The following is a 21,311-nucleotide window of genomic DNA, read 5'->3' on the forward strand; positions in this document are numbered from 1 at the left end:
TACTTCACTGACTCACTTGTTTTTAATGGGCAAGTTTCTTCTTGGAAAGCGTAATCATCATGACGCCAATAATATTCAAAGCACAGCCGAGCCATTGAATATTATTCATTTTTTCACCTAAAAAAAATGTGGCTAAAATAAGCGTGAGAATAGGCCCAATCGATGCAATCATGGCAGACTGTGAAGCACCTAAGCGTTCTATACTTTGAATTAGCAATACGGTTGGCAATACGGTAACTAAAAAACCCAACGCAACACCGTACCAAATAACAGTACTTGGAAGTTGAGTTAGAAGCAGAAAGGGCTGCGGAATTGCAATAAAATAATGCACCAGTGTTCCCATGCAGGCGATCATAAGTGCCAAACCCGTAAAGTTCCAAGAGCCAAATTTTTGAATTAATTTTGGGGTTAACAGTAAATAACCAGCAAAAGCCACGGCACTCGCAAAAACTAAACTCGCGCCCAACCAGAAATTGCCTTGATGCGGAACATTACTTTGTTCTTGCAACATGACCAAAACAGTGCCGCCATAACTCAGACCAATGGCGAAAAAACTTTTCCAATTTAAGCGTTGTTTATAAATGATGCTCGAAGCCAACACCGTTAAAGTGGGATATAAAAATAAAATAATGCGTTCTAACGAAGCGCTGATATACATTAACCCAGCAAAGTCGAGCCAACTGGCAAAGTAATATCCGAGTAATCCTGCAATAATCAGTAATATCCAATCTTTTTTCTCAATCTCGCGGGCTTGACGGCGCGAAAATAAATAAATTAAGAAAAAGAAAGGCAGTGCACTGACCATTCTTAAGGCCATTAATACTGTACCGTCGACCAAGGGAGAAAGTGCGTAGGTCTGCTTAATAAAAATAGCTTTGGTACTAAACAAAAAAGCGGCACAAACAGCAAACAATGAACCCAATTGTGTTCTTGTGAGATGAAGTTTCATTTTACCTACTTCATCAGAGTTTTTTACTCGAATGAATAAAGAGAAGAAGCGTGAATTATAAAGTTTTTAGTCGGGCAGGTGAAATGCAAAAATATGATGGTGGTAATTCCAGAATGGAATGAATCAAATTTTATTTAATCACATAGATTCTTGAGTCAGATTTCACTGGCGAGAAAAGCTCAAAATATGGATTTAAAATTTAGATTGAAGCAATCATCAATTCTAAAACAAGTTAAAACAGCTAAACTTCAGAGAAAAGAGTATGGATAGAGCAAAGCGCACCAAAAAAAGGCATTTTTTGTTTTTTTATGCTATTTTGTCTAAATCATCATCAACCGAAATGACCAATAAAAAAGATAATTTATTTTTTTCATAAAATAAAACATTTGGAGTTCCATTTTAGAAAATTTAAATAAAGAAGAAGACTAAAGTCACAGTCATTAAAAAATAAACCATTTGTATCTTTGTTAACGTGAAATACTGTCTTAAATTCAAAAAAATTGTTCATACTGACAATGTTGAAATTTGTCATTTCGGTCAATTGAGCAAAAAATTATAGTAACTGACTACGAATATACCAAGTTATCTATTTAAAAGTTAAATGCGGGTCTCCAGTGGTGGATCGGCAGAATCATCAATTTGAAGATTTAAAGGTTTTTAAAATTGTGTTATCTGCATCTTAAAATTGATCACTTATGCAACTTCTAAGTACAAATATGAAGATAATTTTTGACTTTCATTAAAGCAAAACGAATGAATGATATATCGAATGATCATATTTATGAATCATCAGTTCAAAATATAGGTATTTATTAAATAAATATTGGGTGGTAATTTACAGAGGTTCAATTAGAATCCAAAAATTCAATAAGAATGTGTCCTGCGGGAATATCGCTCATCGCGATGTTTACTTAAGAAAAATTAGCTTGAGGAAGGCTCATGCAAATCGGAATCCCAACCGAAACTGTGATCGGTGAAAGCCGTGTGGCAGTTACGCCAGAAACAGTAAAAAAGTTGATCAGTACTGGTCATACCGTTGTCATTGAACGTAGAGCAGGTGTAAAAGCAGCTTATATTGACAGTGCCTATGAACAAGCTGGTGCCAAAATTACGGATGATGCCTATACAGGCAGTCAAATTATTTTGAAAGTTCGTGCACCTCAAGGTGAGGAAATTAAAAAAATTGCAGCCAATACAGCCGTTATTGCAATGTTTGATCCTTACCGAAACACTGAACTTGACCAATTTGCTTCGAGCCAAATCTCTGCATTTGCGTTAGAACTTTTACCGCGTACACTTTCTCGTGCGCAAAATATGGACGTGTTGTCTTCTCAGGCAAATTTAGCTGGTTATAAATCAGTGCTTTTGGCTGCAGCAGAATATCAACGTATGTTCCCTATGTTGATGACAGCAGCAGGTACAGTAAAGCCTGCGCGTGTCGTCATTATGGGTGTTGGTGTTGCAGGTTTACAAGCCATTGCCACTGCAAAACGTTTAGGTGCTATTGTTGAAGCAACCGATTTACGTCCAACCGCTCGTGATCAAGTCGAGTCTTTAGGCGGTAAATGGCTTGATGTACCGATGTCGGATGAAGAAAAGCAAAAAGCTGCGGATGCCGCTAAAAACGGATATGGCTGGATGCCTGGTGAACAATACATCAAAGACCAAGCGACTATTGTAGATAAAGCGGTTTCTAATGCAGATATTGTGATTACCACTGCGCTATTACCAGGTCGTGATGCACCACGTTTAATCAAAGCTGAAACAGTCGCAAAAATGAAACCAGGCTCAATCATCCTTGATATGGCAGTTGAATCTGGTGGAAATGTCGAAGGCTCAAAATGTGGCGAAAATGTCTTTACCGATAATGGTGTGACTATTTTGGGAATTCCGAATATTCCAGCGACAGTTGCAACTGAAGCTTCGGCACTTTATGCACGTAATGTCTTTAATTTCTTAGAAACGCTTTTTGATCAAGATAAAAACTTTAGCATCAATCCTGAAGAAGAAATTCAAAAAGCATTACTGGTCACTCATGGCGGCCAAGTGCTGTTAAAGCGTGGTTAAGGAGAGAGATCATGGTTGAAACAATTACAATTTTCGTCCTTGCCATCTTCGTAGGTTACTACGTCGTTTGGGGCGTAACACCTGCTTTACATACACCGCTTATGGCTGTGACCAATGCACTGTCTTCCATTATTGTGGTGGGTGCAATGATTCAAACTGTAGGCCTGCCAGTCATTGGGATGGAGGCAAACGTCGCTTTCCAAAGTGTAAATATCGTCAGTATTTTGGGTGCGATTGCTGTGTTCTTAGCCAGCATCAATATTTTTGGTGGCTTTGCTGTGACTGCGCGCATGCTTGAAATGTTTAAGCCGAAGCAAAAGAAAAAAGAGGGTTCATAAATGGAATTTATTCGAGACTATGCGGATTGGTTCTACTTAGTAGGCGCCGTACTTTTTATTTTAACGCTTCGTGGTTTATCTGGCCCTAAAACAGCTATTCAAGGTAACCGTTACGGCATGATCGCGATGGCAATTGCTGTACTGACGACCTTCTTTGTTGCTGATCATCCTGTTGTCTGGATGATTGTTGGTGCGATGGTATTGGGTGGGGTAGTGGGTATTGCACGTGCGCGTACAGTGCCAATGACACAAATGCCAGAAACCGTAGCACTCATGCATTCACTGGTGGGTTTGGCTGCTGTTTTGATTGCAATTGCTGCGATTTTGCATAACAACCAATTGACAGATTTGTTCACTCAAAATGAAGCAGCTTTAACTGCGGCAGGTGTTCAACATGCGCATATGAGCAAAGTTCATTTATTTGAATTGTTTGTGGGCTGTTTCGTCGGTGCGATTACCTTTACTGCTTCTGTATTTGCCTATGGTAAATTGGCTGCAAAAAAATGGGCAAAAACGATTTCTGGTGCTTGGGTTAAACCAGTACAGGCCATTATTTTCCTTGCGATGTTAGCCACAGGTTTCATGTTCTTCTCCACAGGAAACATGCAAGCTTTCTGGGCAATGACTGCTTTGGCACTTGCATTTGGCTGGGTGTGGATTGCACCTGTCGGTGGTGGTGATATGCCTGTTGTGGTTTCATTGCTGAATTCATTTTCAGGTTGGGCAGCAGCAGGAATTGGTTTTACCCTTGAAAATAACATGCTGATTGTTGCAGGTTCACTGGTCGGTTCTTCTGGTGCTATTCTGTCTTACATTATGTGTAAAGCGATGAACCGTTCAATCATTAACGTTTTGTTTGGTGGTGCAATGGGCGGTACAGCAGTTGCAGCAGTAGACAATGGCGAGAAGGCACAACGTAATCATCGTTCAGGTTCAGCGGATGACGCAGGCTTCCTGATGTCAAATGCTGACAGTGTTGTGATTGTACCGGGTTATGGTATGGCACAAGGTCGTGCACAGAATGCAGTGAAAGAATTGTGTGAAATTTTGAAAGAACAAGGTGTGAAAGTTCGTTTTGCCATTCACCCAGTGGCAGGTCGTATGCCGGGTCATATGAACGTTTTGCTGGCTGAAGCAGATGTAGCGTATGAAGATATTTTAGAAATGGATGAGATCAATTCAGACTTTCCAGCAACCGATGTAGTTTTGGTGATTGGTGCAAATGACGTGGTCAATCCTGCAGCAAAAGATGATCCAACTTCACCGATTTACGGTATGCCCATTTTGGAAGCACATAGAGCACGTACGATCATGGTGATTAAGCGTTCTATGGCAACAGGTTATGCAGGTCTAGATAATGACTTGTTCTATAACGAAAAAACCATGATGGTGTTTGGTGATGCGAAGAAAGTCGTTGAAGATATGACCAAAGCCATTAATGGTTCAGGTCACTGATTTAACAGTCAATCAGAATTAAAAAAGCCACCTTTGAGTGGCTTTTTTATTTGATGGCTTGTTTAAAGAAATTTTTCAACCAGCGTCATAGATTGAGCATATAATTCACGTGCAAGTTGCTGGTTTTTGGCATGAGGCGATTTCCAGTTTGGCATATGTGCACTGACATATTCAGCATTACGATTGGCCCATTCATCTCCAATCGCCATTTGGCAAATCAGCTTTGCCGGTACAGAGGTGGGTACTAATCCGAGTTTCATCACTCCATATACAGGTTTAGGTAGGTCGCGATAAATATCAGAAGCGACACCACCAGGGTGGAGAGCATTATTGGTAATCGAACTGCCTGCCATTTGCTCTGCCAGTGCGTTACTGAACAGTAAGTTTGCCAATTTAGATTGACCATAATAGAACACAAGATTGTAAAACCCTTTAGCATGAAAAGTATGAGGTTTAATTGAACCTGCCCAATGCGCAATTGAAGCAATATGAACAATACGAGCTTGTGGTGCTTGTCGTAAAACAGGAAGTAATTTTTGGGTCAGTAAAAAATGACCGAGATAATTCACTCCGAACTGTTGTTCAAAACCATCTTTAGTTCGTTGTTTAGTTTTGGAAAATATCCCCGCATTATTGATCAAAACATCGAGTACACCATAACGATCAGCAATTTCATCTGCCGTTTTCTGAGTCGATACAAGGCTATTTAAATCAAGTGAAACGATATCGACTTGTCCCTGATTGAGTGAGCGTAATTTTTTCTGTGCATCTTGCGCTTTTTGTAGGTTTCAACAGGCTAAAATGACATGTTGCCCTTGTTTAACCAGTTGCTCTGCGCTAGCAAAGCCGATACCTGTATTGGCACCCGTAATGAGTATTTTCATGCACGATTTCCCGTTATTATATTTTTAAGGTGTATTGTTTTAATCGAAAATATAATGCTTGAGTTTTAATCATTTGTCATTGCAATTCATTGAATATTTGTAGGTTTATAACACATAAAAAAGCGACCTGATTCGGTCGCTTTTTTATTGGATCATTTTAAGCTGTCGCTTCTGGCGTTGTACGCCATAAGCTTTCAAGGTCGTAAAATTTACGTGCAGCTGGCAGCATAACGTGAACGACCACAAAACCGAGATCAATTAAGATCCATTCTGCATCACTTTCACCTTCAACACCGATAGGGCGAAAACCTGCTTTACGTGCTTCTTCAGCAACATTATTCGCAAGGGCTTTAAGATGACGGGTCGATGTACCGCTAGCAATAACCATGACATCTGCCACGTTGCTAATTGCGCTAACATCTAATTCAAGGATATCTTTTGCTTTTACATCTAATAAGGCTTCATGTACAACTTTTAAGCAAGCTTGTACATCTTGAGCTTGAGAATTCATTGTGAGATCGAGAGAATTAGAAGCGCTGGGCGATGGTTCTAAATTCATAAAGGGTTTTATTTCCGGACTATTACTCATCGTGTAATATAGCGGTTTTGGAGCAGAATTTCAATTCTGTAGAGAATTTAACTTTGCGGATGTTTTGCAAAATATTTATCTTTCCAAGCAAAAGAATCTTGGGAAGTGACCTGCGGTCGATACTCCGCAGCGACATAACCTGTGTACGCACTTTGATCAAGCCATTGAAAAATTTCAGTATAAGCAATTTTTGCTGTATCAGGCTCATGTCGTCCTGGACAGTCTGCAAATTGAATATGTCCAATATTCTGAATATTTTCTTTTAATGTTTCTAAAATATTTTCATCCATCATCGCCATGTGATAGCAGTCATATTGCATCTTTAGGGCGGGATGTTGAACAGCTTCAAGCATTTCTTGTGCCTGAGCAATATTCTGGACTAAAAAACGTGGCATATCTGTGCCATTAATCATTTCAAAAACGGGTTGAATTTGATGGTCAGACAACATAGAACAAGCCAGTTTTAAATTTGTAGCCAAGGTCTTTAAACAAGGCAGAAGGTCGCAGTCAAGTGGTTGCTTCCCTGCGAGGATGTTAACACTAGGCACATTTAAAGCTTTGGCATATAAAATGGCTTTTTCTACCCCACGATGAAACTCAAGTTCCATTCCCGGTATACCTGCAAGCCCATTTCCACCTTGCATTAAATCGCCAGCAGGAACATTGATCAGGCAAAGCTCAAGATTATGTAAGCTCAGTTGGGTTTGAATTTGTTCGATACTCAGTTCATAAGGAAATTGAATTTCAACAGATTGAAAACCATGTGCCCGTGCCTGTGCAAAACGTTCAATCAGCGGCATTTCAGTAAAAATCATCGATAAATTAACCGCTAATTTCATCATCATTTATTCCTTTGCTTCAAATTGATGTGAATTAAGATTCAACCACCTGAATCACTGTGGCAAGATCTGCTTCAGCATAGCCTTTATTTTGGTGGGCTTTCAATTGTAAAAGTGCTTGTTTTGCGACAGGAATATTTAACTTAAAGTGCTCAGCCAGTTGTACCGCATTATTTAAGTCTTTAGATAAGGTTTGTACCTTCCACTGTACAGGTTCAAAAGTGTGGCTTGCCATGCGTGGGGCTAAAATTTGAAAAGGTTTAGAGTCAGCAAAACCTCCAGCAAGTGCAGGCGCGAGAAGCTTAGTATCAACACCTGCTTGTGCAGCAAGTGCAACCGCTTCAGCAATCAAAGTGCTATTTGCGGCAACAATCAATTGATTACAAATTTTGGTGGCTTGGCCCGTGCCTGTTTCACCCATTCGGGTGACACGTTGTGAAAGTACATTATAAATCAGCGATAAATTTTGGATGGTTTGCAGATCACCTCCTGCAAATATCACCAAAGTGCCTTGTTCAGCCCCCATTATTCCACCTGAAACGGGGGAGTCAATCCATTTGACCTGACGAACTTGTGCTTGAGAGGCTAATTTTTGGGTTTGTGCCACGGAGAGACTCGAAAAATCTACAAGCACTTGATCAGGTTGGAGTTGATTTTGAATATGTTCATAAACGGTTTGTACCGCACTATCATCCGCAAGACAAGTCAAAAGAACAGGGTAGGCTGCAATATCTTGCAAGTTTAGAAGTGTAGCCCCCATATCCACCAGTATGTCGCAGCTTGACAGAGTTCGGTTCCAGACAGCCACTTCAAAACCTGCCTGAATCAAACGGGCAGCCATTCGGCTTCCCATGAGGCCCATACCTAAAAATGCAATTTTTGTATTACGGTCAAAACACATGTATTTTTTCTCTGGATGAATCCAATTCTCTGGTTATTTTACTTATATTGGCGGGGTAAAAATTGAACCTCTGGTTTTTTGTCTTTTTGACGCGCTAACTTACTATTTTTACCCAAAAGTAATTTAAGTTGCCAGATTTTTTCTAAGCGTAACGATTTTTTCGGTGCATGTTGCATGGCATCAAGAACGCGTTTGGCTGCAATCAGCGCATCTGGAGAGCGTTGTTGCATTTCTTCTGCAAGCAGTTGGGCTCTGTGCATCGGTGATTCATCTAAATGCGTTACTAAACCAATTTCTTTGGCATATTTGGCATCGAAAATACGTCCTGTTAGTGTAAGCTCTTTGGCAAGGTCAAGGCTAATAATGCCTTTAATCGAGCGAGTCAGTCCCATATCTGGAACCAATCCCCAACGACTTTCCATAATTGACATTTTGGTGTCAGGATGAGCAATACGAATATCTGCAGCTAATGCCAGTTGCATACCTGCGCCTAAACAATAACCTTCAATCGCTGCAATAACAGGAACAGGTAAGTCTTGCCAAATTAAAAATGCTTTTTGAAATAAGCTTTGTCCCGGTTTAATCAGTTCCCATGCCGCATACACCGTATTTTTAGGTGCATTTAAATCCGCAAGATCAATTCCTGCACTAAAGACATCTGCTTCACCTGTTAAAATGACACAACGAATAGATCGATCTTTTTTTATCTGATTGGCTGCACAAACCAGTTCACGTAACAGTGCAAAACTCATGGCATTACGTTTTCCGGGACGGTTTAAAAAAACTGTTGCAATTCCATTGTTTTTTTCTATACGCAGTAATGTCATTGGATTGACCTATATTTTTCTATGGCTTTGAGCATAACAGAGTCATTGAATCGATTCATGACAGATGAGTCACATCTAAAAAGTGGATATGCTTCACCTCTTTCAGTTCTCATTCGATTATATATTTTGTTTATTCAAAACTTGTTGTGCTGCCTGTTCAAATTGTTGCATCACGGATTGCAGTTCATCAAAGCGTTTTAAGGTTTCTTGAATGAAACTTTCATCTGCTTTACGCCGTTCTTTGCGTAAAGAGGAAACAAACTGTTCAAATCCGCCTGTAACTTGTTGCAAATTTGGAGCGCCGACGTAACGCGTTGCACCATACAAACGGTGTAAAACATGCTCTAATTGAGGAAAGTCTTCCATTTCAATTAATTGCTTCATTTCATTCAATTCGGTTGTAAAACTGTCCACCAGCATATTGAGTAAGTCGACAGCCAAATCTTCTTTATTGGCCGCAAGCTGTAAGCTTTGTTGCCAGTTTAAAATTTCTGGATCGAGGGCTTCAATGAGAATAACTTTCTCGACACTTTTGGTTTTTTTGAAATTTTCTGAGGTCCATTGAGTCAAAATTTGAATGATCTGTTCCATCTGAATAGGCTTGGTTACATAATCATCCATACCCACTTGGAGTAACTTTTGTTTTTCATCCGCCAATGCATGTGCGGTCAAGGCAATAATGGGTAAGCGTTTATGATTTTCTAAAGTTGATTCTAACGAGCGTATAGCACGTGTCGTATCAATACCGGACATCACGGGCATTTGAATATCCATAAATACAACGTCAAATGCAGCCAAATTTTGGTCGATTCTATTTTGAATAATGTCTAGTGCTTGTTGACCGCTCAATGCTTTGGTGGTTTTAACATTCAATTCACCCAAGAGTGCTTCTAAAACAATCAGGTTAGGCAGATGATCATCCACAGCCAAAATATGTAGGCCTTGTCCATTAAATTCTTGATGAACCTCATGATCGAAAATCGGCTGATTACTTAACAGCTGCATCAATGCACTACGACTGAGAGGTTGATAGAGAGGACGAGCCCGATACACATTCAACATGTCGGGATCCAGTGACATCTGATAGCCATAGACTGCAATATTGCCCGTATAGCGGTTACGAATTTCTTTAAGTAAAGCTTCCCCATCACCACTGTGATCAACAATCAACCAAGTATTTTCATCACAGTTTGAAAGTTGATTGAGTTGACTGAATAAATCTAGAATAGAACTGGTTTCAATATGATCAACTGCATAATTTTCAAGATAATGACGCAGAATGTTGGCGGTTGCAGGATGTGCCAAATAAGACACAATTTTCATCGTATTAAAGCGAGGATGGATGGTTTCAATTTCATCATCTACGCTAAACATTGCAGTAAACCAGAAGGTAGAGCCTTTTTCCGTGGGTGCGCGTTCTTGGTTATCTTCAAAACCAATTTGACCTTGCATCAGATGCACCAATTGTTTGGAAATGGCCAAGCCCAAACCGGTTCCGCCAAATTGACGAGTGACCGAAGCATCCCCTTGTGAAAATGATTCAAATAATTTTTTACGATCTGTTCCACTTAAGCCGATGCCGCTGTCTTGGACACTAAAGTGCAATAAACATTGTCCAATATCGTCGTGTTCCATGCGAGCCCGGACGATAATTTCTCCATCGGGAGTAAATTTAATGGCATTGGAAATTAAGTTGGTTAGGATTTGTTTAAAACGTAAAGCATCGCCCACGACCTGAGTCGGAATATTATCGGCATAGTAAAATGCCATATCGATGTGTTTTTGCGCAGCCAGAGGCGAGAGCATATCCATCACATCAAAAATCGCTTCTTCTAGGTCAAACGGAGCGGTATCGAGTTCCAATTTGCCTGCATCAATTTTTGAAAAATCCAGTACGTCATTAATCAGCGCTAAAAGATGTGCGGAAGATTTACGGATAGTTTGCAAATATAAATTTTGTTCATTACTCAGATTGCCCTGACGCAGCAATAAATGAATAAATCCATCAATACTATTTAACGGAGTACGTAATTCATGACTGATATTGGCCAAAAAAACTGATTTGGACTGATTTGCTGAAATAGCTTGGTCGCGTGCTTGGCGATAGGTAATATTTTGAACTTCTAAAGTATCTAAGGTTCGACGTAAATCATCTTCTGTTTGTTCGGTGTGTTCTTTTAATTCTAAAAAACTAAAATGCAAACGTTTCACGACATTGGCAATATCACGTTGTAATAAACGCAATTCACCTGTGCTGTTAATGACCATATGCTGATCAAGTGTATCGGCACTTAAGCGCTGTAATTGCATACGAATTTCGTACATGGGCGCAATCCAGCGACGTGAATAAAAATTCAAACACAGTAAAAGTAATAATAAAGTAAGTAGGCCCGTGGTGATCAACACAATCATGACCCGATAATGAGCAATTTGTAAGGGTTGATTATCCAGCTCAATGATCAGTCTGGCAGGACTTTGCGAATTTTCATTAATTCTTAAGGCATAAATATTGTTTTGATGATAGGTAATGGGTCCTGTAAAAGCATTTTTGTCCTCAATTGCAGGCCATGATTCTTGATCCTGAAACCCGATACTTAAGCGCGTCCGACCTTTTTGATCAATAATCGCTGCACGGACTAAATGTTTTTCATTCAGCATACTCTGCATTGCATTGCGAGCTTGATCATATTGCCAAGGATAACGATCCAGTAAATCTAGAGCTGCTTCAGAGGTAAGTTGATAGCGGGTCATAATGGCAATCGCCATTTGTTTTTGTTGAGCGCGTGAAGCATTTGAAGTTTCTGATAAAACCAGCAAGGCACCAACGCATGCCAAAACCATAATCGGCACAAAAATCAATGCAATCAGTTGTCCATAAGCATGATTTAAGTGAAGACGTTTAAATAATTTTTTATTGATATTTGACATGGTTAAGCAGTTTATTTCCTGTGCAATGCAGTTTAGCATGCTTTAAACAGCCTGTTAAAAATTCATGGAATAATTGACTGACTGAGTTAATTCTAACTTTAAAATCAAAGTCATAAACAGTGAATAAGCAAGTGTAATTGACCAAAAATATTTCAAGGACTCCGAGTTTTAGTCAAGTATTTTAAATGAGTATAAAACTGTCTGAACATCACCACAGATTAAGTATTTTAATATTTATCATTAATCTTGAATATCTGATAAAAATAAATTTTCTTACTTTATGGTGAAATTGGATGGCGTGCTAGAAACGGCAAAAATCATTTGTAATTTCAACAGTTTTAATAAAAAGACTGCTAAATGGGTGCAGCACGGTACATTTTTTCATACAATAGCCGCACCTCGATATAGGTACACACCATGATGAAGCCGATTCCTAATTTTCAAGCAGACGAATTTTTGTTAGACCACTATGTGGGAAATACTCCGTTGGTGCGTTTACAGCGTCTAGCCAGTCACACTCAAGCAACGGTATTGGCCAAACTTGAAGGAAATAATCCAGCTGGTTCGGTCAAGGATCGCCCAGCCTACAATATGATTATGCAGGCTGAAAAGCGCGGTCAAATCACACCTGGTGATACCTTAATTGAAGCAACCAGTGGAAATACAGGTATTGCCTTGGCCATGGTTGCAGCGATGCGCGGTTATAAAATGACGCTCATCATGCCCGACAATATGAGCCAAGAACGCAAAGATGCTATGCAGGCTTATGGTGCGACTTTAATTGAAGTGACTAAAGCACAAGGCATGGAAGGTGCACGTGATTTAGCGTTGCAAATGGAAAAAGACGGCAAGGGTTTTGTGCTAAATCAATTTGGTAACCCTGACAATGTTGAGGCGCATTACCTCACGACGGGGCCAGAAATTTGGCAACAAACTGGCGGAAAAATCACTCATTTTGTTAGTTCGATGGGCACGACTGGCACGATTATGGGCGTGTCAAAATATTTAAAAGAACAGAATCCTGAGATTCAAATTGTGGGTTTACAACCTGAAGATGGGGCAAGCATTGCAGGTATTCGTCGCTGGCCTGAGGCGTATTTACCGACCATTTTTGATCGTCGCCGTGTTGATTTGGTGATTGATATTCCACAAATTGCTGCAGAAAAAACCATGCGTAAACTTGCACAACAAGAAGGTATCAGCGCAGGTACATCTTCTGGAGGCGCAGTGTGGGCAGCGATTCAATTGGCGCAAGAAAATCCTGAAGCTGTTATTGTGTGTATTATCTGTGATCGAGGAGACCGTTACTTATCTACGGGTTTATTCTCGGTACAAGATTCCGAATAACACTGGCATTTTTGTGAGTAGATATGCGCTTACCTGTTTTAGTTTTCGATATTGAAACCCTGACCGATTTAAAATCGGGAGCGCATTTATTTGGTTTAGATTTGCCAGAGGCAGATTTGGCGCAAGCGTTGATGAAATTACGTCGTCAAGAATCGGGAACAGATTTTCAGCGTTTGGCTTTACATGAAATTGTCTGTATTTCTGGTTTCTGGATCGATGAACAAGGCAGTATGAAAATATTTTCATTTAGCCGAGAGCAACATAGTGAATCTGAAATTTTGACCAAATTTCTTTCTATTTTTGATAAGCGCAATCCTACACTGGTGAGTTGGAATGGTTCGCAATTTGATTTGCCCGTCATTTTATTTCGTGCCATGTATCATGGTTTATCTGCTCCAAGTTTGTTCGATCAGGGCGAAATAGATCAGCAAAAGCGCTATAATAACTATCAGAATCGTTATCATCATCGACATGTCGATTTAATGGACATCATGGCGATGTTTAATGGTCGCCATTTCCAGAAATTAGATGATGTTGCGCATTTACTCGGCTATCCAGGTAAACGCGGTGATGGTGCTTATCATGTCCCCGAATATGTGCATCAGCAAGAATGGCAAAAATTGACCAGTTATTGCGAAGCTGATGTATTAAATACTTGGTTGGTATATTTGCGGTGGTTATTGTTAAAAGGTCAGCTTTTACTCAATGATTACCGTGATTTGGTTCAACAGACCATTCAATTTTTATCTACTCAAGCTCAACATGCAGATTTTTTAGCTATTTGGCGTGACACATCGCAGCGAACTGAATTTACAGCCGTTGATTTTATTTCTTTTCCTACACATTAGGTATTCATGAAACAGAGAAGCAAGCCACGTCCAACTCAACATCCTATTTATACTTTTAAAGTTGAGTCACTTTCCCATGAAGGACGAGGAATTGCACACTACGGTACACATCCTGATCATCCCAGTGAGAAGCAGGGTAAAAAGGTATTTATCCGCTACGCTTTGCCAGGCGAAACCGTAAAAGCGCAAATTACCCATGTGGCAAAACGTTTAGAAGAAGCAGATTATCTTGAGTTGTTAAGTGAACCTGCTGCTATTCGTATTCAACCTGAGTGCCCACACTTTACAGTGTGTGGGGGCTGTAATATGCAACATATTCAACAGGATGAACAAATTAGACTTAAACAAGAGGTCTTGAAGTCACATCTGCAACATTTTGCAGGTATTCAGCCTGAACAGTGGTTAGCGCCTTTACGTTCAGAACGTCAGGACTACCGTCGTAAAGCCCGAATTGGGGTACGTTATTTTCCCGCCCAAAATAAATTAATCGTGGGCTTTCGTGAAAATCAAAGCAATAAATTGACTTCAATAGATCGCTGTATGATCTTGGATCAGCAGTTTTGTTCTATTACGGCACTTAGGCAGTTACTCGAAAGTCTAAAAGCCAAAAGCAGCATTGGTCATATAGAATTAGCAATGGGTGATAATGATATTGCACTGGTGGTGCGCCATCTGGACAAATTGTCACCAGACGATGTCAACCAATTGAAACAATTTGCGTTAAGTAAACAATGGCAACTGTATTTGCAACCTACAGGTAGCGATAGTTTGCATCGTGTGGATGATCCTCACGCTGCAATGCGTTTACATTATCGGTTGGATGAATTTAATTTAAATTTTGCTTTTAATCCACTCGACTTTACTCAAGTGAATTCGACAGTTAATCCACAAATGGTCAAACTGGCATGTGATTTGCTTCAACTGCAAGCAGGAGAACGTGTTCTCGATTTGTTTTGTGGGTTGGGGAATTTTTCGTTACCACTTGCACGTTGCGTGGGTTCGACCGGTGAAGTGATTGCGGTTGAAGGAAGTGAAGAAATGGTACAACGCGGTCAAGAAAATGCGAAAAGCAATCATATTGATCATGTCCATTTCTATTCACAAGATTTAACAAAAGATTGTTCGCATCATTCTTGGGCAAATCAAGGATTTGATGCATTATTGATTGATCCTCCGCGCTCAGGTGCAGAAGAAATAATGCTTTATGTACCGCAATTTGGTGCAAAAAGAATCGTTTATGTGTCATGTAATCCTGCAACATTGGCAAGGGATGCTGGTGTATTGGTGAAACAAGGTTATCGATTAAAAAAAGCTGGGGTAATGGACATGTTTACTCACACTGGACATGTCGAATCTATTGCCTTATTTGAAAAAGACAATCAAATAAACGATTTAGAATATGATAAGTAAAGAGGTAGGAGAAGGGTATGGTCACAGTACGTGAACAACTTCCAGGACGACTCAATGAGTTGTCTGAGGAAGCGACTGTAGAGCATGCCGAACAAGCTCGACAAGATTTGACGCAATGGTTAGATCGTGTACGTGGCATATTAGATGACGCAGCCCTTAAACAACTCGAAGAAGTTGCGCATTTGACGTTACACAAAGAGTTACAGTCGAGGCTAAACCACCGTTCAAATACTTTTTATACCGGTATTGAAATGGCGGATATTTTGGCCCATCTGCATGTTGACGAAGATACTTTATCCGCTGCGATGCTATATCGTAGTGTGCGTGAAGGTGTGATGACCCTTGAAGAGGTGCGGAATCATTTTGGAGAGCAAGTTCATAGTTTAGTCCAAGGCACACTGGCTATGGGTAAACTTTCAGAACTGATTGAGAAAAACAAACGTCTAGAAGATCATTTCAATAATAATCAGAGAGAACATTTGAACGGCATTTATAAAATGCTGATTTCTGTCACGGAAGATGTTCGGGTAGTATTGATTAAACTTGCGGAACGGACGTATGCATTACGTGAACTGGCCAATTCTTCTAAAGAACGTCAGGAACGGGTAGCACGCGAAATTCTCACGATTTACTCACCATTAGCACATCGTTTGGGAATTGCCCAGTTAAAATGGGAACTTGAAGATTTAGCTTTTCGTTATTTAGCGCCTGAGCGTTATAAAGAAATTGCCTCTCTTTTGAATGAAAAACGTTTAGAGCGCGAACAATATATTCAGTTTGTAATTGATAAGCTCAAAAAAGAACTGGCAAACTATGATATCGAAGCTGAAATTAATGGCCGAGTAAAACACATTTATTCGATTTATCGAAAAATGAAAAGTAAAGATCTGAGTTTTGATCAGCTTTATGATATTCGTGCTGTGCGTGTTTTGGTTAAAAATGTGCCTGAATGTTACCACTCACTGGGTATCGTACATCAAATTTGGCGGCATATTCCACATCAATTTGATGATTATATTACCAATCCTAAACCCAATGGGTACCGCTCATTACATACAGCTGTGATTGCAGAAAATAAATCGCTTGAGGTACAAATTCGTACTAAGGCGATGCATGAGGAAGCAGAGCTGGGTGTTTGTTCACATTTCAATTATAAAGAAGGCGGAAAAAATACCGACCATTCTTTTAATCATCGTTTGCATTCTTTACGTGCGGTTTTAGAACATTACCAAGAACGTAATGATGCCAGTGCACATAAATCAGATTCTGAAGAGGAAAGTTTTGAGCAAATTCAGGACTTGGAAGGTTTTGAAAAAATTTATGTGTTTAGCCGTGATGGAGATATTAAAGAATTACCGCGTGGTTCAACCGTTTTAGATTTTGCCTACCATGTACATACTGAAGTAGGGAATAAGTGTTATGCGGCACGGGTCAATCAGCGTTATGTACCTTTAACCTATACGCTCAAAACTGGCGAACAAATTGAAATTTTAACTAAAAAAGATCGTGAACCAAATCGAGATTGGCTGGTTAATTCGCTCGGTTATATCAAAACCTCGCGTGCACGTGACAAACTGCGTCATTGGTTTAGACAACAAGATCGCAGTAAAAATTTGGAAGTTGGACGTGATATTCTCAACAAAGAACTTTTACGTTTGGCTATTCATCCAAAAAGCATTGATTTAAATGATTATTGCAATCATTTTAATGTCAAATTGGGTGAAGATATTCTGATTGGATTGGTCAATGGAGACTTAAGTCTGCATTCATTGATTAATCAAGTCAATCGACATATGCACTTGGGGCAAGATGAGCCCGAACTGGTACTTAAACCGACATTAAATCCACGCGCCAGTCATACGTTGTCTGCGCATGGCATTTTGATTGATGGTTTAGATAATGTGGAATTGCATGTGGCTCAATGTTGCCAACCTGTACATGGTGAATCGATTGGTGGATATATCACTTTAAATCGTGGTGTGAGTATTCATCAAGTTGTTTGTCCTGACTATGTGCGTATGATTTCTCAGGAGCCTGAACGTGCAGTTGAAGCTGACTGGGAAATGCAGCCAACACGTGGTCAGAGTGTACAGATTGTAGTAGAGGCTTACGATCGTCGTGGATTGCTTAAAGATTTAACGCAAGTGATTTTTTCTGATCAAATCAATATTCGTCAAGTAAATACCATTTCGGAGTCCGATGGAATTGCGAATATGAAGCTTTTGATTGAAGTCAAAGGTCTGGCACAATTGTCACGCTTATTGGCGCGTTTAGAGCAGCAACCAGGAATTATCAGTGCACGTCGAGTGGTGCAGGGCAATTAAGCTAGAGATGAAGTGCAGATGAGAAAATTGCTATAAAGTTTGTTTTTTCATCGTGTGAAATGAATGGAAAAGGTCTCACTTGAACGTGGGACTTTTTTATTTCTTAGATTTTAGTTTGTGTTCACATGACTATTTTTATACTACAGGATAGAGATAAGATTTTTTAGTCGAATTTAAAAGAAAGAGGCTCAAAAAATAAACCCCTTCAAATGAAGGGGTTTATTTGCTTATTAGGCACAGCTGTCCAAGATTTTTATCTCGGAATTTCTTCTTCCTCTTCAAATTCAGGTTTAACCTGAACAATGAAGTCTTGACGATTTAGCCCGCGCCATAAGGCAAAAGCAGTACCAATATAAATAGAAGAATAGGTACCTACAAATATCCCGACAAACATTGCCACCGAGAACCATTTCAAACCATCACCGCCCAAAAGCATCATTGCAACAACCACCAGCATTAATGTCATAGAGGTGTGGATGGTACGACGGAGCGTTTCGGTTAAAGCGATATTAATAATTTCAACAGGCTCTGCACCACGAATTTTTCGGAAGTTTTCACGGATACGATCCGATACCACAATATTATCGTTCAGTGAAAAACCAATCAGGGCAAGAATAGCGGCAAGAACCGTTAAGTCGAATGGCCATTGCATCATCGCAAAAATACCCACTGCGACAATAATGTCATGGAATAATGAAAGTACTGCTCCCATCGCGAGTTTAAATTCAAAACGGATGGTCACGTAAATCAACATTAAAATGAGGGCCAAAGCGACCGCGCCTGCCGAGCGAACATAGAGTTCATTACCCACCTGACCACCGACCGAGTCAACTTTATGGACTTGGGCTGGGTTATTCGGTAATTGAGCGGCTTTGGTAATAGCATTACTCAAATCTTCCACTTCAATATCTTGAACTGGCATACGCACTAAAAGGTCTTTATTACTTCCTAACGTTTGAACGACTGCATCTTTAAAACCAGCTTGGTCTAAGGCTTTAACCACATCAGTTTGACTAGCCGCTTGTGCATAATTCAACTCGGCAGAAACACCACCCGTAAAGTCTAAACCGAGGTTAAGCCCTTTGGTGGTGATAAAAAAGATACTGGCAATGGTCAAAATGATGGAGAAAATTGCTGCTGGTTTAGCAATTTTCATAAACGGAATGACCCGTTCATCATCTGGACGACCGTATTTTCTAGAATCGGGTTGAGTCATATCAGTCATTGTAGATCTCCTTAAATGCTCAACTTCTTCAAGTTACGTTTTTTGCCATAAATGAGTTGTACCACTGCACGAGTAACAGTAATCGCTGTAAACATTGAACAAACAATACCAATCATTAAGGTCACGGCAAAGCCTTTAATCGGACCTGTACCAATCGCAAATAGAATGAAAGCGACCAAGAATGTAGTCAAATTCGAGTCAAAAATGGTGTTATAGGCACGATCATAACCCGCCACAATCGCTTGCTTGGGCGATGCACCCCACTTCATTTCTTCTCGTATTCGCTCACAAATCAGAACATTGGCATCGACCGCCATACCAATGGTAATAACGATACCTGCAATACCCGGTAGGGTAAGAGAGGCGCCAATCCAAGACATCACCGTTAATAGCATTGCTAAGTTAACCACAAGGGCAAAATTCGCAATAAGACCGAATAGACGGAAGAAAACCACCATCCAAATGGCCACGAGAATGAAACCAATTTGGGTAGAGAGTACACCTTTGTCAATATTTTCTTGACCAAGACTTGGACCGACTACGCGTTCTTCTACAAAGTACATCGGTGCAGCCAGCGCACCTGCACGAAGCATTAAGGCAAGTTCAGCCGCTTCTTGTGGTGAATCTAGACCAGTAATACGGAATTGTGAACCCAGTACAGCTTGAATAGTAGCAGCATTAATCACGACAGATTCTGCATAAGGGGTACGTACTTCTGTCTGTGCACCTGTTACAGGATCTGGGACATAACTAATTCGTTGTTTATTTTCAATAAACAATACTGCCATGCGTTTACCCACTGCATTACGGGTTGCATCAGCCATCAGCTTGCCACCAGCACTGTCTAAGGTAATGTTAACCTCAGCGCCGCCCGAATCTTGACTAAAACCAGAGGATGCATTTTGTACACGCTCACCTGTCAAAATACGATTACGGTTTAACAATAATTGGCGACCACTCTCAATGGATTCATAAGCAAACGCTTCTGTACCTGGTGGTAATGCTTGACCATTCAATTTACCCGTATACGGATCAATATATTGGTCATTTAAGTCAGAAACTAAACGGAATTCCAAGTTTGCAGTACGACCTAAAACACGTTTTGCTTCAGCGGTATCTTGAACCCCTGGAAGTTCAACCACAATACGATTACTACCTTGAGTTTGAACCAAAGCTTCGGCAACACCTAACTCATTAATACGGTTACGTAACGTGGTTAAGTTCTGATTAACAGCATACGACTGAATTTCTTGTTTGCGTACATCGGTATAGTTCAAACGTAAGGTGGAACCAGAGCTAGCTGCAATAGCCTGTTGTGTAAACTCATTGCCATTACGACGTAGGAAGTCCATAGCCACATCACGGTCAGCATTATTGGCAAACTGTACAGTAATGGTGTTGGCATTTAAGGCTAAACTGTTAAATTTCAGTTTGTTGTCACGGAACTGTCGACGTAAGTCTGTTGCTGAGGTTTCCATACGCTGACTAATGGCTTTATCCATATCCACTTCAAGTAAGAAGTGAACACCACCACGTAAGTCTAGACCTAACTTCATTGGTTTTGCACCAATTTTTTGTAGCCATTCTGGTGTGGTAGGCGCAAGATTCAGTGCAACAACATAATTATCACCAAGACCACGACGTAAGACTTCTTTGGCTTTTAACTGTGCTTCGGATGAGTCTAAACGTAAAAGGGCAGCATTATTACTAAAGCTGTTGTCATGACTGGGAATGCTTTCACTTTTTAATAATTGCTCTGCTTTTTGTACGATGCTCTGGTCAATTTGGGTACCAGCTTTGGCACCCGAAATTTGAACAGCAGGTTCATCTGGATACAAACTAGGCAGGGCATATAATGTACTAATCACCAAGACCACAATGATCAGCAGATATTTCCATGCTGGGTAACGCATTTGTTTTCTTCTTAAAATGAAAAAGTCGTGCTAGGGCACGACTTTTTTTTGATTAAAAGTTATTTAAAGTGCCTTCAGGCAAAACTGAAATCACACTTGCGCGTTGAACTTTTACTTCTACGCCACGGCTTAATTCAACCACGACAAAATCACCTTCAATTTTAGTGATTTTCCCCATAAGACCGCCAGCAAAAACCACTTCACTTCCTAGCCCTAAACTTTCAACCAAAGAACGGTGTTCTTTGGCACGTTTTGCCTGTGGGCGCCAGATTAAGAAGTAGAAAATTGCAACAAAAACGGCAATCATTAAAAGGTTAGTCATTAGACCGGGTTGTTGTGATGCTTCACCTGCTGCGTGTGCAGTAGAAATAAAAAGGCTCATTTCAATTTCCTAAACTAAAAAATGTATAATCAACTTAATGATAAATAAACGGACTTGCTGTGCAATTTACCTTGTCTTTTTCCTC

At 40.1% G+C, this 21,311-nt stretch carries 16 protein-coding genes and 1 pseudogene; 7 read left to right on the forward strand and 10 right to left on the reverse strand.

Annotated elements, in window-relative coordinates:
• Nucleotides 1-22: 22 nt before the first annotated feature.
• A complete protein-coding gene (locus H0S58_RS02240) occupies nt 23-949 on the reverse strand; it encodes a DMT family transporter (RefSeq protein ID WP_195727008.1) in 927 nt (308 codons plus the stop codon).
• 939 nt (nt 950-1,888) lie between these two features.
• Here H0S58_RS02240 and H0S58_RS02245 point away from each other — a divergent pair.
• The 3 genes from H0S58_RS02245 to H0S58_RS02255 are packed head-to-tail and all read left to right on the forward strand — an operon-like array spanning nt 1,889 to nt 4,809.
• Nucleotides 1,889-3,016: a Re/Si-specific NAD(P)(+) transhydrogenase subunit alpha gene (locus H0S58_RS02245; protein ID WP_092720860.1), complete on the forward strand. Its 1,128-nt coding sequence runs from the start codon at nt 1,889-1,891 to the stop codon at nt 3,014-3,016.
• Nucleotides 3,017-3,027: 11 nt separating this feature from the next.
• On the forward strand, nt 3,028-3,354 hold the full coding sequence (locus H0S58_RS02250; protein ID WP_195727009.1) for a proton-translocating transhydrogenase family protein: 327 nt from the start codon (nt 3,028-3,030) through the stop codon (nt 3,352-3,354).
• Nucleotides 3,355-4,809 carry an NAD(P)(+) transhydrogenase (Re/Si-specific) subunit beta gene (locus tag H0S58_RS02255; protein WP_195727010.1) on the forward strand — a complete coding sequence of 485 codons (1,455 nt, stop codon included), beginning with the start codon at nt 3,355-3,357 and terminating at the stop codon, nt 4,807-4,809.
• Nucleotides 4,810-4,871: 62 nt separating this feature from the next.
• Here the strand turns inward: H0S58_RS02255 and H0S58_RS02260 are convergent.
• The 6 genes and pseudogenes from H0S58_RS02260 to H0S58_RS02285 form a co-directional block, all read right to left on the reverse strand.
• Nucleotides 4,872-5,693 (reverse strand): annotated as a pseudogene (locus H0S58_RS02260) (SDR family NAD(P)-dependent oxidoreductase).
• Nucleotides 5,694-5,850: 157 nt separating this feature from the next.
• The gene (gene rsfS / locus H0S58_RS02265; protein WP_053579598.1) at nt 5,851-6,252 is read right to left on the reverse strand and encodes a ribosome silencing factor; all 402 of its coding nucleotides are present in this window, start codon (nt 6,250-6,252) and stop codon (nt 5,851-5,853) included.
• A gap of 77 nt (nt 6,253-6,329) precedes the next feature.
• Nucleotides 6,330-7,124 carry a hydroxypyruvate isomerase family protein gene (locus H0S58_RS02270; protein ID WP_193891439.1) on the reverse strand — a complete coding sequence of 265 codons (795 nt, stop codon included), beginning with the start codon at nt 7,122-7,124 and terminating at the stop codon, nt 6,330-6,332.
• A gap of 31 nt (nt 7,125-7,155) precedes the next feature.
• The gene (locus H0S58_RS02275; protein WP_195727011.1) at nt 7,156-8,022 is read right to left on the reverse strand and encodes an NAD(P)-dependent oxidoreductase; all 867 of its coding nucleotides are present in this window, start codon (nt 8,020-8,022) and stop codon (nt 7,156-7,158) included.
• Nucleotides 8,023-8,060: 38 nt separating this feature from the next.
• Nucleotides 8,061-8,849, reverse strand: coding sequence for a crotonase/enoyl-CoA hydratase family protein (locus tag H0S58_RS02280; protein WP_195727012.1), 789 nt, complete (start codon nt 8,847-8,849; stop codon nt 8,061-8,063).
• 117 nt (nt 8,850-8,966) lie between these two features.
• Nucleotides 8,967-11,777, reverse strand: a complete 2,811-nt coding sequence (locus tag H0S58_RS02285; RefSeq protein ID WP_195727013.1) for an ATP-binding protein — start codon at nt 11,775-11,777, stop codon at nt 8,967-8,969.
• A gap of 417 nt (nt 11,778-12,194) precedes the next feature.
• Here H0S58_RS02285 and cysM point away from each other — a divergent pair, with 417 nt between their 5' ends.
• Genes cysM through H0S58_RS02305 form a run of 4 tightly spaced genes read left to right on the forward strand, consistent with a single transcriptional unit; the run spans nt 12,195 to nt 17,706 of the window.
• Nucleotides 12,195-13,124 (forward strand): cysteine synthase CysM, encoded by a 930-nt coding sequence (cysM, locus tag H0S58_RS02290; RefSeq protein WP_053579603.1) that lies wholly within the window; start codon nt 12,195-12,197, stop codon nt 13,122-13,124.
• A 23-nt stretch (nt 13,125-13,147) separates the two neighbouring features.
• Nucleotides 13,148-13,972 carry a 3'-5' exonuclease gene (locus H0S58_RS02295; RefSeq protein WP_195727014.1) on the forward strand — a complete coding sequence of 275 codons (825 nt, stop codon included), beginning with the start codon at nt 13,148-13,150 and terminating at the stop codon, nt 13,970-13,972.
• Between the two features lie 6 nt (nt 13,973-13,978).
• Nucleotides 13,979-15,382, forward strand: a complete 1,404-nt coding sequence (gene rlmD, locus H0S58_RS02300; protein ID WP_195727015.1) for a 23S rRNA (uracil(1939)-C(5))-methyltransferase RlmD — start codon at nt 13,979-13,981, stop codon at nt 15,380-15,382.
• A 17-nt stretch (nt 15,383-15,399) separates the two neighbouring features.
• The gene (locus H0S58_RS02305) at nt 15,400-17,706 is read left to right on the forward strand and encodes a RelA/SpoT family protein (RefSeq protein ID WP_053579606.1); all 2,307 of its coding nucleotides are present in this window, start codon (nt 15,400-15,402) and stop codon (nt 17,704-17,706) included.
• Between the two features lie 253 nt (nt 17,707-17,959).
• On the opposite strand, the gene secF is transcribed toward H0S58_RS02305, so the two are convergent.
• From secF to yajC, 3 genes are read right to left on the reverse strand one after another with little or no spacing between them, the layout of a single operon-like run.
• Complete coding sequence (secF, locus tag H0S58_RS02310; RefSeq protein ID WP_053579607.1) at nt 17,960-18,931, reverse strand: protein translocase subunit SecF; 972 nt, start codon at nt 18,929-18,931, stop codon at nt 17,960-17,962.
• Nucleotides 18,932-18,942: 11 nt separating this feature from the next.
• Entirely contained in the window at nt 18,943-20,844 is a 1,902-nt protein-coding gene (gene secD, locus H0S58_RS02315) for a protein translocase subunit SecD (protein ID WP_195727016.1), read from the reverse strand.
• Nucleotides 20,845-20,896: 52 nt separating this feature from the next.
• On the reverse strand, nt 20,897-21,226 hold the full coding sequence (gene yajC, locus H0S58_RS02320) for a preprotein translocase subunit YajC (protein ID WP_053579609.1): 330 nt from the start codon (nt 21,224-21,226) through the stop codon (nt 20,897-20,899).
• Nucleotides 21,227-21,311: the final 85 nt, after the last annotated feature.

The sequence above is a fragment of the Acinetobacter sp. TTH0-4 genome, from assembly GCF_015602665.1.
Classification (GTDB): domain Bacteria; phylum Pseudomonadota; class Gammaproteobacteria; order Pseudomonadales; family Moraxellaceae; genus Acinetobacter; species Acinetobacter albensis.

Bases quoted from the DNA above. Each gene is read 5' to 3' on its own strand.
- H0S58_RS02240 (WP_195727008.1), bottom strand. From the start codon at position 949: ATGAAACTTCATCTCACAAGAACACAATTGGGTTCATTGTTTGCTGTT.
- H0S58_RS02245 (WP_092720860.1), top strand. From the start codon at position 1,889: ATGCAAATCGGAATCCCAACCGAAACTGTGATCGGTGAAAGCCGTGTG.
- H0S58_RS02250 (WP_195727009.1), top strand. From the start codon at position 3,028: ATGGTTGAAACAATTACAATTTTCGTCCTTGCCATCTTCGTAGGTTAC.
- H0S58_RS02255 (WP_195727010.1), top strand. From the start codon at position 3,355: ATGGAATTTATTCGAGACTATGCGGATTGGTTCTACTTAGTAGGCGCC.
- rsfS (WP_053579598.1), bottom strand. From the start codon at position 6,252: ATGAATTTAGAACCATCGCCCAGCGCTTCTAATTCTCTCGATCTCACA.
- H0S58_RS02270 (WP_193891439.1), bottom strand. From the start codon at position 7,124: ATGATGAAATTAGCGGTTAATTTATCGATGATTTTTACTGAAATGCCG.
- H0S58_RS02275 (WP_195727011.1), bottom strand. From the start codon at position 8,022: ATGTGTTTTGACCGTAATACAAAAATTGCATTTTTAGGTATGGGCCTC.
- H0S58_RS02280 (WP_195727012.1), bottom strand. From the start codon at position 8,849: ATGACATTACTGCGTATAGAAAAAAACAATGGAATTGCAACAGTTTTT.
- H0S58_RS02285 (WP_195727013.1), bottom strand. From the start codon at position 11,777: ATGTCAAATATCAATAAAAAATTATTTAAACGTCTTCACTTAAATCAT.
- cysM (WP_053579603.1), top strand. From the start codon at position 12,195: ATGATGAAGCCGATTCCTAATTTTCAAGCAGACGAATTTTTGTTAGAC.
- H0S58_RS02295 (WP_195727014.1), top strand. From the start codon at position 13,148: ATGCGCTTACCTGTTTTAGTTTTCGATATTGAAACCCTGACCGATTTA.
- rlmD (WP_195727015.1), top strand. From the start codon at position 13,979: ATGAAACAGAGAAGCAAGCCACGTCCAACTCAACATCCTATTTATACT.
- H0S58_RS02305 (WP_053579606.1), top strand. From the start codon at position 15,400: ATGGTCACAGTACGTGAACAACTTCCAGGACGACTCAATGAGTTGTCT.
- secF (WP_053579607.1), bottom strand. From the start codon at position 18,931: ATGACTGATATGACTCAACCCGATTCTAGAAAATACGGTCGTCCAGAT.
- secD (WP_195727016.1), bottom strand. From the start codon at position 20,844: ATGCGTTACCCAGCATGGAAATATCTGCTGATCATTGTGGTCTTGGTG.
- yajC (WP_053579609.1), bottom strand. From the start codon at position 21,226: ATGAGCCTTTTTATTTCTACTGCACACGCAGCAGGTGAAGCATCACAA.